This window comes from Peptoanaerobacter stomatis (assembly GCF_000238115.1).
Classification (GTDB): Bacteria; Bacillota; Clostridia; order Peptostreptococcales; family Filifactoraceae; genus Peptoanaerobacter; species Peptoanaerobacter stomatis.
The window spans coordinates 171,053-184,429 of record NZ_JH414548.1 but is presented as its reverse complement, the minus strand read 5'-3'; the positions used below and the strand labels follow the sequence as shown (position 1 = coordinate 184,429).

General features: G+C 28.1%; 15 protein-coding genes. 12 read left to right on the top strand and 3 right to left on the bottom strand.

The genetic code is table 11. The annotated features are described in order from the left end of the window. Positions 1-22 precede the first annotated feature (22 nt). From HMPREF9629_RS03550 to HMPREF9629_RS03525, 6 genes are all read left to right on the top strand, one after another. Entirely contained in the window at positions 23-721 is a 699-nt protein-coding gene (locus HMPREF9629_RS03550) for a tRNA threonylcarbamoyladenosine dehydratase (protein ID WP_009524974.1), read from the top strand. A gap of 23 nt (positions 722-744) precedes the next feature. Beyond that, positions 745-1,707: a biotin--[acetyl-CoA-carboxylase] ligase gene (locus HMPREF9629_RS03545; protein ID WP_009524973.1), complete on the top strand. Its 963-nt coding sequence runs from the start codon at positions 745-747 to the stop codon at positions 1,705-1,707. A gap of 26 nt (positions 1,708-1,733) precedes the next feature. Further along, entirely contained in the window at positions 1,734-2,684 is a 951-nt protein-coding gene (gene prmA, locus HMPREF9629_RS03540) for a 50S ribosomal protein L11 methyltransferase (RefSeq protein WP_009524972.1), read from the top strand. Between the two features lie 10 nt (positions 2,685-2,694). Continuing rightward, positions 2,695-3,423, top strand: a complete 729-nt coding sequence (locus tag HMPREF9629_RS03535; RefSeq protein WP_009524971.1) for an RsmE family RNA methyltransferase — start codon at positions 2,695-2,697, stop codon at positions 3,421-3,423. Positions 3,424-3,435: 12 nt separating this feature from the next. After that, positions 3,436-4,899 (top strand): MiaB/RimO family radical SAM methylthiotransferase, encoded by a 1,464-nt coding sequence (locus HMPREF9629_RS03530; RefSeq protein WP_009524970.1) that lies wholly within the window; start codon positions 3,436-3,438, stop codon positions 4,897-4,899. 511 nt (positions 4,900-5,410) lie between these two features. After that, positions 5,411-5,614 carry a CsbD family protein gene (locus tag HMPREF9629_RS03525; protein ID WP_009524969.1) on the top strand — a complete coding sequence of 68 codons (204 nt, stop codon included), beginning with the start codon at positions 5,411-5,413 and terminating at the stop codon, positions 5,612-5,614. A gap of 248 nt (positions 5,615-5,862) precedes the next feature. On the opposite strand, the gene rpmA is transcribed toward HMPREF9629_RS03525, so the two are convergent. The 3 genes from rpmA to rplU are packed head-to-tail and all read right to left on the bottom strand — an operon-like array spanning position 5,863 to position 6,793. Beyond that, a complete protein-coding gene (gene rpmA / locus HMPREF9629_RS03520) occupies positions 5,863-6,147 on the bottom strand; it encodes a 50S ribosomal protein L27 (RefSeq protein WP_009524968.1) in 285 nt (94 codons plus the stop codon). Positions 6,148-6,150: 3 nt separating this feature from the next. Further along, positions 6,151-6,489, bottom strand: a complete 339-nt coding sequence (locus HMPREF9629_RS03515; protein WP_009524967.1) for a ribosomal-processing cysteine protease Prp — start codon at positions 6,487-6,489, stop codon at positions 6,151-6,153. Positions 6,490-6,493: 4 nt separating this feature from the next. Then, the gene (gene rplU, locus HMPREF9629_RS03510; protein ID WP_009524966.1) at positions 6,494-6,793 is read right to left on the bottom strand and encodes a 50S ribosomal protein L21; all 300 of its coding nucleotides are present in this window, start codon (positions 6,791-6,793) and stop codon (positions 6,494-6,496) included. Positions 6,794-7,066: 273 nt separating this feature from the next. On the opposite strand from rplU, the gene HMPREF9629_RS03505 reads away from it, so the two are divergent. From HMPREF9629_RS03505 to gap, 6 genes are all read left to right on the top strand, one after another. After that, positions 7,067-7,888 carry a C40 family peptidase gene (locus HMPREF9629_RS03505; RefSeq protein WP_009524965.1) on the top strand — a complete coding sequence of 274 codons (822 nt, stop codon included), beginning with the start codon at positions 7,067-7,069 and terminating at the stop codon, positions 7,886-7,888. Positions 7,889-7,995: 107 nt separating this feature from the next. Further along, positions 7,996-9,252 (top strand): HlyC/CorC family transporter, encoded by a 1,257-nt coding sequence (locus HMPREF9629_RS03500; protein WP_009524964.1) that lies wholly within the window; start codon positions 7,996-7,998, stop codon positions 9,250-9,252. 255 nt (positions 9,253-9,507) lie between these two features. Beyond that, positions 9,508-10,137, top strand: a complete 630-nt coding sequence (locus HMPREF9629_RS03495; protein ID WP_009524963.1) for a DUF421 domain-containing protein — start codon at positions 9,508-9,510, stop codon at positions 10,135-10,137. Between the two features lie 191 nt (positions 10,138-10,328). Then, positions 10,329-11,552, top strand: a complete 1,224-nt coding sequence (gene pepT, locus HMPREF9629_RS03490) for a peptidase T (RefSeq protein ID WP_009524962.1) — start codon at positions 10,329-10,331, stop codon at positions 11,550-11,552. A 222-nt stretch (positions 11,553-11,774) separates the two neighbouring features. Then, positions 11,775-12,188, top strand: a complete 414-nt coding sequence (locus HMPREF9629_RS03485) for a universal stress protein (protein ID WP_009524961.1) — start codon at positions 11,775-11,777, stop codon at positions 12,186-12,188. A 96-nt stretch (positions 12,189-12,284) separates the two neighbouring features. Next, a complete protein-coding gene (gene gap, locus HMPREF9629_RS03480; RefSeq protein WP_009524960.1) occupies positions 12,285-13,277 on the top strand; it encodes a type I glyceraldehyde-3-phosphate dehydrogenase in 993 nt (330 codons plus the stop codon). Positions 13,278-13,377: the final 100 nt, after the last annotated feature.

Below are 13,377 nucleotides of genomic sequence, written 5' to 3'. Positions count from 1 at the left end.
TAATATTTTGTATGGAGATAATATGAATTTGAGCAATGAATTTACAAGACTCGAAATAGTAATAGGACAAGACAAATTGAAAGAGTTTTCAAAAAAGCATATAGCAATTTTCGGACTTGGAGGAGTAGGTGGATTTGCAGTCGAAAGCTTAGCAAGAAGTGCGATAGGAATTCTTACAATAGTTGATTATGATACAGTTGATATAACAAATATAAACAGGCAGATAATAGCAGATAGATTAAGTTTGGGCAAGTATAAGACAGATTTGTTTGAAGAGAGGCTCTTAAAAATAAATCCTAATATAAAAATAAATAAAATAACAAAAAAATATACAGAGCAAGAAAAAGATGAGTTTTTTGCAGATTATGATTATATAATTGATGCAATAGATATGGTTACAAGCAAAATAAGCCTTATAAAGACGGCATATGAAAAAAAAATTCCTATAATAAGCTCTATGGGAATGGGAAACAGACTTGATCCGAGCAAGATAAAAATAACTACTATAGATAAGACAAATATGTGTAAATTGGCAAAAGTTATGAGAAAAGAATTGAAGCGTTTAGGAATAACAGATTTAAAATGTGTATATTCATCAGAAGAAATTACCGTAAGTGAAAAAATATTAAACGGAAACAAGATGATAAACGGTTCGACAGCATTTGTACCGTCAGTAGCAGGTATTATGACAGCAAGTGAAGTTGTAAGAAGTTTTTTATAAATTTAATATTGGAGTATAAAATAATGAAAAATTCAGATGTATTAAAGATTTTGTATGAAAATAAAGGGGAGTTTGTATCAGGAGAAGAAATGGCAAGCAAATTCAATATATCAAGAGCCGCACTGTCTAAGAGAATAGCCAAGCTGAAAGACAAAGGAATAGAAATAGATGCTGTCACTAACAAAGGATATAAACTCAAATTTTTATCAAACAATATATGCGAAGAGAATGCAAATTTAGGTATTTTGGAAAATCAAGTTATAGGCAATACAATATTTGCTTTAGAAGAAATAGATTCCACAAATGAATATGCAAAAAAAATAGCAAAAAATAATAAAACAGGTACAGTTGTTACTTCAAATTTGCAGACAAGCGGTAAGGGAAGAAGAGGCAGAGGTTTTGTTTCTGAATACGGAGGATTATATTTCAGCGTAATATTAAAACCTAATGTAAGTATAGACAAAATACCGTTTTTGACACAGTTATCAGCATGCAGTGTGTATAAAGCTATGGAAGAATTAAAAATATCCACAAAAATAAAATGGCCGAACGATATAATACTAAATGATAAAAAACTATGCGGTATATTGTGCGAAATGAGCTGTGAAATGGATTATGTAAGCTATGTTGTAGCGGGTATAGGAATAAATATTGCAAATGTTGAATTTGACAAAGATTTACAAAAAATAGCCACTACACTTGAAAAAGAAGGGTATTATATAAATAAATTAGACTTATTTTGGGAAATTTTAAAATATTTTGATTATTTTTATCAAAAATTTGAAAAAAATGATTATAATGAAATGATTGACATACTTAGAAAAAATTCATCCATATTGGGTAAGAAAATATCTGTTATAAGTTTAGATGAAACAAGAAATGCAACAGCACTTGATATAGATGAAAAAGGATTCTTAAAAGTTCAATATGAAAACGGAGAAATAGAGTATCTAAACTACGGAGAAATAAGCATAAGAAACGTATAAAAATAAATTGTATAAAGGGGTATAAAATGAATTGGAATGAGATAAGTGTATCAACTACTACACAAGCAACGGAGATAATTTCAAATATATTTATAGAAATAGGTTCAAAAGGTGTTATGATAGAAGATCCAAGCGATTTTTATTATCAAACAAAAGATGAATTGGCGTGGGATTATATAGAAAAAGAAGTATTTGACTACGGTCACGAAGATGTAAAAATAATAGGATATTTTTCACAAGAGGAAGATATTGAGCAAAAGATAAATGACCTAAAAAAAAGATTGTTAAAATTAGGAGACATAGGTGTAGAATTAGGAACATTAGAAATATCAAAAAAAATAATATATCAAAAAAACTGGGAAAATGAATGGAAAAAATATTTTAAAACTCAAAAAATTTCTAAAAATATTGTAATAAAACCCTCTTGGGAAAACTATGAGAAACAAGCAGATGAAAAAATAATAGAAATAGATCCCGGTATGGCATTTGGAACAGGAACACATGAAACTACAAAGATGTGTATAAATGCAATAGAAAAATATATAAAATCAGAAGATATACTTATAGATATAGGTTGTGGAAGTGGTATACTTTCAATAGCAGGAGCGATTTTGGGAGCAAAAAAAGTGATTGCTGTCGACCTTGATAAATTGGCTGTAAAAATCAGCAAAGAAAATGTTGAGTTGAACAACTATCAAGATATAATAGAAGTAAGGCATGGAAATTTAACAGACGTAATAACTGAAAAAGCTGACATAATAGTTGCTAATATAATAGCAGATGCAATAGTTATGTTGTCTGAAAATATCAAGGATTTTATGAAAGAAGATGCATATTTCATATCATCAGGTATAATCAATGAAAAAGCTGATTATGTAAAAGAAAATTTGATAAAAAACGGATTTGAAATAATAGAACACAATAATGACAAAGAGTGGAATTGCATTGTGGCAAAAGTAAATAAAACAGATGTTTAAAGAGGTAGTGATGAATAGATTTTTTATAAATGAAACAGCAGATGAGATAAATAATATCACAGACACAGAGGATATAAAACATATACAAAAAGTATTGAGATTGCAAAAAGATGACGAAATAGAGATAGTAGACTTAAATGCTAAAGAATATATAATGAAAATAAAAGATATAAAAAAAGATAAAATAGAACTTGTAAATTTTAAAGAAGTTACTGCTAAAAGAGAAGCAGATATAAGAATAACTCTATATCAAGGAATACCAAAAAATCCTAAAATGGAATATATTTGTCAAAAACTTACAGAAGTCGGAGTGCAAAAAATAGTTCCTGTAAAAATGGAAAGATGTGTATCTACAGATATAAATGATAACAAAATATCAAGATTGCAAAAAATAGTACAAGAAGCGTCAAAACAATCAAAAAGATTGATAATTCCACAAATAACATCTCCTATAACTGTTGATAAACTTATAGAAGAATTAAAACAAAATGATAGAAATATCCTGTTCTATGAAGATGAAAAGAAAAGAAATATAAAAGATTTTTTGGAAAATAACAAGTATATAAAAACATTAGGTATAATAATAGGTCCTGAGGGAGGAATATCACAAGAAGAATTGGAAATATTAAAAGACTACACAGATGTATTGACATTAGGAAATACAATATTAAGAACAGAAACGGCAGGCTTGGTAGCAACAAGCATATTGATATATGAATACGAGAATATAATTAAATAATCAGGAGAATTTATGTCAAACAGAACGATTGCAACTTATACATTAGGTTGTAAAGTTAATCAGTATGAAACAAACGCAGTAGAAGAAGTTTTCACAGATAATGGATATACACTAATAGATTTTGAAGACAAAGCTGATATATATATAATAAATACTTGCACAGTAACATCAATGTCAGATAAAAAATCAAGGCAAGTTATAAGGCGTGCCAAAAAAAATAATAAAGATTCGGTAGTTGTTGTAATAGGGTGTTATGCTCAAAATGAACCTGATGAAGTTATCAAGATACAAGATGTAAATTTGGTAATGGGAACCAAGGATAAGAACAAAATTTATGAAGAAGTGCAGAAGATAACAAACACAGATAAAATTGTAAAAGTTACAGATATAATGCAAGAAACAGAATTTGAAAACATGAGTGTAAAAAATTATGCAAAAAACACAAGAGCATTTGTGAAAATACAAGACGGTTGTGACAGATATTGCACATATTGTATCATACCTTATACAAGAGGTAAAGTAAGAAGCAGGAAATTGGAAGATATAATAAAAGAAGTTACAACTTTAGCTGAAAATGGATACAAAGAAGTCGTACTTACAGGAATACACGTTGCATCTTATGGAAAAGATTTTAAAAAGAAAGATATATATACAGGTCTTATACAAAATGAATTAGTCAGTGAAATAGAAAAAAATACTTATAAATTGCACACAGATGATAAAATTATAAAAAATAGTATAGATATAAGTAATGAAGATGAAGTTATATACGGTAAAGAAATAAATCAGCTCAACATAAACAGTAAAATCTCACTTATAGATGTAATAGAAGAAATATCTAAAATACAAAGCATAGAGAGAATAAGGACAAGTTCCGTAGAACCTCTTATAATAACAGATGATTTTTTGCAAAGAGTATCTAAAATAGAAAAATTTTGTCCACATTTTCATCTGTCACTTCAAAGTGGATGCGATGAAACTCTAAAACGTATGAATAGACGATATACAACAAAAGAATATAAAGATGCAGTTGAAAAAATAAGAAAATATTTTGATAATCCGGCAATAACTACAGATATAATTACAGGTTTTCCATCTGAAACACAAGAAGAATTTGAAAAGACATATCAATATTTAAAAGAGATAAACTTATATGAGATGCATATATTTCCGTTTTCAAGGCGTTCAGGAACAAAAGCTTATGATATGGAAAATCAGTTAGATAATAAAACAAAGCATGAGAGAAGTGAAATATTGATAAACTTGGCAAGGCATAACAAAGCAGAGTTTGAAAAAAATATGATAGATAAAATACAAAGTGTATTATTTGAACAAAAAATAGGAGATTACTACGAAGGCCATACAAAAAATTATGTAAAAATCTATGTAAAATCAGATAAAAACTTGTCAGGAAATATATTAAATATTCATATAAAAAAATTAGAAGATGAAAAGTTGATAGGTGAAATTGTATAGAATTTATAAATAAGATATAATAGTTTTTTATACGGACTTCTCTAATCTTTATATACTCCGATTTTTTGTTCGTTTAACCATTTTTTGACCGGAAAATATTATTTTTAACATTAGTTATAAATATTTCTTATTGTAGAATAACTAATGTTAAATGCTATTATCAAGAGGTGTTTATTTGACTTTTAATATAAAATGTTTTATAGTATATCTCGTATATTAAATGTATACAAAAATTGTTTAGTTTAAGAGTTTAAAGATAAATATATAAATAACATCTAAATGTAATAGATTATGATTTGGTTAATTATTGTTGGAAGGTTTATTAGATTCATCTATAGCTTAAGTATTGTTTATAACATGCTAAAATGAATAGTATCAGTTTCTTCTATCTTAGATGCAGTAATTTTTGTTGCTATTGTATAATTATTCTTTTGAAAAAAGAATAAACAATCTTTTTTCAAATAATATATTTAAAAATAAAAAATAATTTTAAATGAAGGGAGTTATAATTATGTCAATTGAAGAAAAAATGGACCAAGCTAAAGGTGCAGTAAAAGAAGGTGTAGGTAAGTTAACTGGTGATAAAAAAATAGAAAAAGAAGGAGCTGCAGAAAAAGCAACTGCAAAAGTTAAAGAAGTTGCTGAAGATGTTAAAGATGCCATAGAAGGAACAATTGATGGTGTCAAAAACATTGTAAACAAAGATAAAGAATAACTTTAACATATTTTTATTGGTTATAACAAATACTTTATATTTTATCGTTATTGCGATTATTGTATTTGTTATAGGCATCATTTGTCAGTTTGTTTAACTATATCGATTAAATAAAAATTTGAAACAAGGCAATTCAATAAACAGTAAGTCAAAATGATTTACTGTTTTCTTTACATGAAAAGGGGACTCTATTTTCATTTTTTTATACAAAAAACCACCGGAAATATTACCGGTGGCGATTTTAACTACTATTCAGCTATTTTGTAAACACTTACTTTTTTTCTGAACTTATCTTTTCTTTCGAATCTTACCACACCTTCAACAAGTGCAAATAATGTATCATCTTTACCTATACCTACATTGTTTCCTGGATGTATTTTTGTTCCTCTTTGTCTTACCAATATTGAACCGGCAGTAACTGCTTGTCCGTCACCTGTTTTTACTCCCAATCTTTGAGCTCTTGAATCTCTACCGTTTTTAGAAGATCCGACCCCTTTTTTACTGGCAAACAACTGGAGATTAATTCTTAACATTTTCTAAACCCCCTTTTTTTCTTTAAAAATTATATATTCGCTGTACTGTTTTGATAAATCTTTAAGATTTATATCGAGTACATCTGCAAGAGTTTGCATTTTAATAAGCTGTATATTAGTAAGGTTATCGGGAATATCTATTTCTAAATTTCCCTTGTTGCTAATAGAGAAAAAATCTTCTCTAAAATCAAGTGCCTTTATCATAGCATTAACTATGCTTTGTGATAATACTGATACAGCGCAACACACCAAATCATTACCGTATTTTGCACTTTGTGCATGACCTTTAATAGATATGTGCCTGATGTCATCATCAAGTTTTGTAATCTCTATATTTATCATTGCACTATGCTTGTATAGATTGAATTTCTAATTCAGTAAATGGTTGTCTATGTCCTTTTTTGTTTCTGTAATCTTTTTTAGCTTTGTATTTGAAAACTATTATTTTTTTGCCTTTTCCATGAGATAAAACTTTAGCAGTTACTTTTCCGGCAGCTACTCCTGTTTTTACATCTCCGTTATCAGATACAGCTACTACTTCTACATTAACAGTATCACCTTCAGCGGCATTTATTTTCTCAACTAATATCTTGTCGCCTTGTTCTACCATATACTGTTTACCACCTGTTTTGATTATAGCGTACATTTTTACACCTCCTGTTTTTTCAAGTCTCGCCATTTGAGGTTTGTATAAATACAATTAATAACCTTTTTATGAGCGGAAATATACTTGTATAAAATAACACAAATATATTTATGTGTCAAGTTGTTTTGTGATTTATTTTTTATTTTGTAATTCATATAACTTTATTTGTTTAAAAATTTAATTACATTTTATGCTTTTTGCTGTTTATTTATCTCAAATTTGTGTTATAATGATAAAAATAGGTAAAAGAGATTCAGAAAGGATATTTTTCTCATGAAAATTAATAAACTAAGATTTTTATTGTCAATAATAATTATATCATCTATTTCAAATGTTTCATACGCTCATAATGATATAAGCAATATAATTTTTGTTGAAGAAAATAATGTTAAGATAGATGATATACTTGAAAGTGCCAATATGACAACAATTAATTCAATAGATGAAAGTGCAAAAAAAGACATTGATAAATTTATAGAGCAGGCTATTGCAAATGCAATGAAGGAAGAAGAAAAAAAAATGTTTGATGAAAAGTCTGCTAAAGAAAAAGCGGATAAAGAAAAATCAGAATTAAAACTTGCTGAATTAAAAATAAAAAATGATAACTATAATATTTCAGCATCCGATTATTCGGATATGGGTAATTTTGCAAAAACTTTACTTGATATTCCTTATGTTTATGGGGGAAGTACGCTTAAAGGTTTTGATTGTTCCGGTTTTGTAAAGTATGTGTATGCTAAATTCAATATAACTATACCTCGTACAACTTATACTCAGATAAAATTAGGTAAATCTGTGAATATGAATGATATAAAAGAATATGACTTAATATTTTTTGATACAAGATCTAAGGAAAAATTGACTGTATCTGACACAGATGATAAAAATTTGTCATTTGAAGATATAGTTATAAATGAATCTGATGTTTCCAGGTCCGGTTTAAAACTTAAACCTACTGAACCTACTCATGTAGGTATATATATTGGAGAAGGTAAGTTTATACATGCGTCTTCATCTAAGAAAAAAATAGTTATTGAAGATATAAAAGGACCTTATTTCAAAGACAGAATAGTAGATATAAAGAGATATATATAGCATAAGTATTGTAAAAAGAAATATTTTTAATTCTTTATATTTTGTATTTATGAAGATTAGAATTATTTTCTTTAGAAAACTTTATTGTAAGGAGATATTATTTTATTATGTCAGAAGTTCAAAACATCATAATATTGATAATTTTGATTTCTTTTTCAGCTTTTTTTTCAGCATCGGAAACAGCTCTTATAAATATGAACAAGATAAGACTCAAACATCTTGTTAAAGAGAATGTTAAAAATGCTGATATTTTGGAAAATTTATATATTGACAGTGATAAATTGCTTGGTGCTATACTAATCGGAAATAACCTTGTGAATGTAGCTGCATCGTCTATTGCAACTACAATTGCCACAAATAAATTTTCAAATGCCGGTCTTGGTGTAGCAGTTGGTTTTACTACTTTTGTAATTCTTGTTTTTGGAGAGATAACACCTAAGAACTATGCTCTTGAAAATTCAGAAAAAATATCATTGAAAATAGCACCCATAATAAATTTTTTAGTAAAATTTTTTACCCCTGTATTATTTATACTCACAAGTATATCTAACTTAATATCAAAACTGTTTGGCTCGGACAAATTTGCAGAGCAACCTTTTATAACACAAGATGAATTGAAAACAATAGTAGATGTATCGAGTAAAGAGGGCATATTGGAACTTCGCGAAACTGAAATGATACAAAATATTTTTGAGTTTAAAGACTTGACTATTGAAGATATAATGATACAAAGAAGAGATATAGTAGCTATTGAACATGATACAACATATGACGAAATAATAACTGTTTTTAAAGAAAAAAAACTTTCAAGGCTTCCTGTATATAAAGACACAATTGATGAAATCATAGGATTTTTGTATGCAAAAGATTTATTTTTTGCAGTAAGTGAAGAAAAAGACTTTAATATTGACAGCATTATGAGAAAGCCTGTTTTTGTTAATGAATTTGTCAAAATATCAGATTTTTTCAAAAAAATGCAACAAAACAAAACCCATATAGCCATCGTTTTGGATGAGTATGGCGGAGTGGCAGGAATAGTTACAATGGAAGATGTAATTGAAGAAATAGTCGGAGATATATATGATGAATATGACAACACTGATGAAGAGATAAAAAAAGTAAAAGATGGCGGATATATAATAAATGCAAATGCAAAACTCACAGATATTGAAGAGGCTATAGGAATACAATTAAAATCTGAAGATTATGAATCACTCGGAGGATATATCATAGATAAACTTGGTGAAATACCTACACAAGGACAAATTTTAGAAGAAGATGACTGGAAGTTTATAATAATAAGTATGGACAAAAATAGAATAAATAAAGTAAAAATGCTCAATACTAAAAATCTTTTAAAATAAAAAAACAGTATAATATATAGAGTGTAGAAAAATATATATTAAACTTAGAAACTTAAATAAAGAACAAATAACAAAAAATAAGATACGAGAATTAAAGCAACAAATCTAAAATTACAAGGTAATAAGAAAAAGAGAAATATCCGAAAAATTGGACATATTAAGTATCAAAAATATTTGCTCTTATGAAAAATTATAAATAAAATCCGGTATATTTGACAGGTTATAATAAAAATAACATTTTCAGGGAGAATGATAATGAATGATTTTGTTTTAGTTTCAGTGAAATTATTAATTGGATTTTTGGCATTAATAGCAATTATAAATCTGAGCGGAAAAGGAAATCTATCGCCAACTTCGGCAAGTGACCAAATTCAAAACTATGTCTTAGGTGGAATAATAGGTGGTGTAATATATAACAGAAATATTCGTATATTAGAATATCTTATGATTCTTTTTATATGGCTGGCGCTCGTTTTATGCTTTAAATGGATAAAAACTCATAATGTAAGAGCAAAACAGATACTTGACGGAAAAGCACTTATTATCATTAATGATGGAAAAATAAACATAGAGAATTGTAAAAAAGCTGGACTTAGTGCACATGATGTCGCATTTCGTTTAAGAACGAATAATATTTATTCAGTAACTAAAGTAAAAAGGGCTATAGTAGAACAAAACGGACAGTTTATAATCATAACGCATGGAGAAGAAAATCCGAAATTTCCATTAATCACAGATGGGCAATTGCAAGGCGATATTCTCGGTATAATAGGAAAAACAGAAGAATGGTTGCTGGAAGAAATGAAAAAAAGAGGATTTAATCAATATTCGGAAATTTTTTTAGGCGAATATGTAAATGGCACGTTGGTATTCGTGTCTTATTAATACCGGTTTAACTAAAAAATATGTTACCAATATTATAAATAAAGGATTTATAATATATCCTGTATATTTATGATAAATTTTGATGTACTATAAATATAAATTTTATTGAATTTAGAAATTAGCACTTATTTTAAATAGTGTTTAATATAAAAATATAAATGATTAACTTAATTTTAAGAGGATAATAAATTATGAATGTTGAAGATAGATTTTTAAAATATGTAAAATTTGATACTAAATCAGACCCAAATAACGAAAACTGTCCATCAAGTGATAAGCAGTTTGTATTAGCTAATTATATAAAAGAGGAGCTTTTATCTATTGGACTTAATGATGTAACTCTTGATGAAAATTGCTATGTTATGGCTACATTACCTACTAATATTAAAGATAAAAAAGTAAAAACTATAGGATTTATATCACATATGGACACATCTCCGGCTTTGAGTGGAGAAAATGTGAATCCGCAAATTGTAAAAAATTATGATGGAAAAGATATAAGATTAAATGATGAATTTTCAATAAAAGTGGATGATTTTCCTGAAATAAGGAATTATATAGGTCAAGATATAATTACGACAGACGGAAGTACTCTTTTGGGAGCAGATGATAAAGCGGGAATTGCCGAAATAATAACAGCAATAGAATACCTTAAAAACAATGATGAGATAAAAAGACCTAATATAAGAATAGGCTTTACACCTGATGAAGAAATAGGAAGAGGTGCTGATAAATTTGATGTTAAAAAATTTGGAGCAGATTTTGCCTATACAATAGATGGTGGACATATAGGTGAATTACAATATGAAAATTTTAATGCAGCCTATGCAAAGATAACTGTTCAAGGCAGAAACGTACATCCAGGTTCAGCAAAGGATAAAATGATAAATGCCATACTTCTTGCTATAAGATTGAATGATATGTTGCCTAAAGACGAAATACCGACAAAATCAGAAAAATATCAAGGTTTTTATCATATATGCGACTTCAACGGCAATGAAGAACAATGTGAAATGTATTATATTATCAGAAATTTTGACAGAGCTGAATTTGAAAGCAAAAAACAATATTTACTTGACTGTATAAAAAAATTAAATGATGAATTTGGCGAAGATAGAATAAAAATACAGATGAAAGACCAATATTACAATATGAAAGAAAAAATTGAGCCTGTTATGTATATAATTGATAAAGCCAAAACAGCTATGGAAAAAGCAGGAGTAAAACCGCTTATAATACCTATAAGAGGAGGCACTGACGGTTCAAAATTGTCTTTTGAGGGTCTACCTTGTCCAAATATATTTACAGGAGGTCATAATTTCCACGGAAGATATGAGTATATTCCTATAAATTCAATGAGAAAAGCTGTAGATGTGATAATTAATATTGTAAAAGAGTTTTCTGAAGATGAATGATGTTTCTGATTGAATAATTATTTATTCAAATAGAAAAATATGTAAACTTTATGATTGCAACAAAATGAATATTATAGGTGCAATAAAAATATTTTGTTAAATTTTAGATAATATTTGCAACAAAATACTAAATTATTTTTTAAACAATTCAATTTTGGGTATATTAAAAATAAATTAAATTAATTTTTTTTTCGACATAGTGATTTAAGAGGAGTGATTTTTATGAAAAAAATATTAGTTCCGATCGACGGTTCAAAACATTCTTTTAAAGCCTTAGACAAGGCGAAAGTACTCGCTGAGGCTTTTAACAGCGAAGTTATAGTAATGAATGTAGTATCTGATTTAATTGCTGTAAATGTTGATTATAAAATTGATATAATTAGTCAAAATATAGCTATGGGTGAACAGTTGCTTGACAGTGTTAAAGAAGCATTTAAGGATTCTCCTGTAAAGCTTACAACTTTATATAAAGTTGGAGATGTTGCGAAGGAAATAGTTGAAAAAGCCGAAAAAGAAGATGTTGATTTAATAGTTATGGGAAGTAGAGGACTTGGAGTAATATCAAGAACTTTTTTGGGCAGTATATCACATAAAGTTATAAACAACACTGATAAGTCCGTTCTTGTTGTTAAATAAATATTTATTTTGTTATTCACTGTAATACAATTACAGTAGTATATATTAAAATAGAGAAGAAATTTCTCATTAAACAAATTGGAGGTATAAATTAGTATGAAAGTTGCAATTAACGGTTTTGGAAGAATAGGAAGACTTGCTTTTAGAAGAATTCAAAATGTAGAGGGCATAGAAGTAGTTGCTATAAACGACCTTACTGATAACAAAATGCTTGCTCACTTATTAAAATACGACTCAACTCAGGGAAGATTTAACGGTACAGTTGACTATACAGATGATAAATTTATAGTAAACGGAAAAGAAATAAAGACATATGAACAGGCAGATCCTGCACAATTGCCTTGGAAAGAATTAGGTGTAGATGTTGTACTTGAATGCACAGGATTTTTTACAGATGCAAAAAAAGCACAAGCTCACATAGATGCAGGAGCTAAAAAGGTTCTTATATCTGCACCGGCAACAGGAGATGTAAAAACTGTAGTATATAATGTAAATCATAATATACTTGATGGAAGTGAAACAATAGTTTCAGGTGCATCTTGTACTACAAATTGCCTTGCTCCAATGGCGAAAGTGTTAAATGATAAATTCGGTATAGTTCAAGGTATAATGACTACTATACACGCATATACAGGAGATCAAAATACTCTTGATGCACCTCATAGAAAAGGCGATTTAAGAAGAGCAAGAGCTGCTGCTGCTAATATAGTGCCAAATTCAACAGGAGCTGCAAAAGCTATAGGTCTTGTTATTCCGGAACTTAAAGGAAAACTTGACGGAGCAGCACAAAGAGTATCAGTACCTACAGGCTCTGTTACAGAATTGGTAACTGTACTTTCTAAACAAGTTACAGTAGATGAAATCAATGCTGCAATGAAGGCTGCTGCAAATGAGTCTTTCGGATATACTGAAGATGAAATAGTATCATCTGACGTTATAGGTATAACAGAAGGTTCATTATTTGACGCAACACAAACAAAAATAGTTACAGTTGATGGAAAACAATTAGTAAAAACAGTTGCTTGGTATGACAACGAGATGTCTTACACTTGTCAATTGGTAAGAACATTACAACTTTTAGGAAAATAATTTATATCAAAGATTGAATTTACACAAATATGCCATTTGAAGATAATCAAATGGCATATTGATTGGTACTGAAAATTAAAATATCTATATTCAATTTTCT

Excerpts from the sequence above, each read along its gene's own strand:
- HMPREF9629_RS03550 (WP_009524974.1), top strand. The coding sequence starts at position 23 with ATGAATTTGAGCAATGAATTTACAAGACTCGAAATAGTAATAGGACAA.
- HMPREF9629_RS03545 (WP_009524973.1), top strand. The coding sequence starts at position 745 with ATGAAAAATTCAGATGTATTAAAGATTTTGTATGAAAATAAAGGGGAG.
- prmA (WP_009524972.1), top strand. The coding sequence starts at position 1,734 with ATGAATTGGAATGAGATAAGTGTATCAACTACTACACAAGCAACGGAG.
- HMPREF9629_RS03535 (WP_009524971.1), top strand. The coding sequence starts at position 2,695 with ATGAATAGATTTTTTATAAATGAAACAGCAGATGAGATAAATAATATC.
- HMPREF9629_RS03530 (WP_009524970.1), top strand. The coding sequence starts at position 3,436 with ATGTCAAACAGAACGATTGCAACTTATACATTAGGTTGTAAAGTTAAT.
- HMPREF9629_RS03525 (WP_009524969.1), top strand. The coding sequence starts at position 5,411 with ATGTCAATTGAAGAAAAAATGGACCAAGCTAAAGGTGCAGTAAAAGAA.
- rpmA (WP_009524968.1), bottom strand. The coding sequence starts at position 6,147 with ATGTTAAGAATTAATCTCCAGTTGTTTGCCAGTAAAAAAGGGGTCGGA.
- HMPREF9629_RS03515 (WP_009524967.1), bottom strand. The coding sequence starts at position 6,489 with ATGATAAATATAGAGATTACAAAACTTGATGATGACATCAGGCACATA.
- rplU (WP_009524966.1), bottom strand. The coding sequence starts at position 6,793 with ATGTACGCTATAATCAAAACAGGTGGTAAACAGTATATGGTAGAACAA.
- HMPREF9629_RS03505 (WP_009524965.1), top strand. The coding sequence starts at position 7,067 with ATGAAAATTAATAAACTAAGATTTTTATTGTCAATAATAATTATATCA.
- HMPREF9629_RS03500 (WP_009524964.1), top strand. The coding sequence starts at position 7,996 with ATGTCAGAAGTTCAAAACATCATAATATTGATAATTTTGATTTCTTTT.
- HMPREF9629_RS03495 (WP_009524963.1), top strand. The coding sequence starts at position 9,508 with ATGAATGATTTTGTTTTAGTTTCAGTGAAATTATTAATTGGATTTTTG.
- pepT (WP_009524962.1), top strand. The coding sequence starts at position 10,329 with ATGAATGTTGAAGATAGATTTTTAAAATATGTAAAATTTGATACTAAA.
- HMPREF9629_RS03485 (WP_009524961.1), top strand. The coding sequence starts at position 11,775 with ATGAAAAAAATATTAGTTCCGATCGACGGTTCAAAACATTCTTTTAAA.
- gap (WP_009524960.1), top strand. The coding sequence starts at position 12,285 with ATGAAAGTTGCAATTAACGGTTTTGGAAGAATAGGAAGACTTGCTTTT.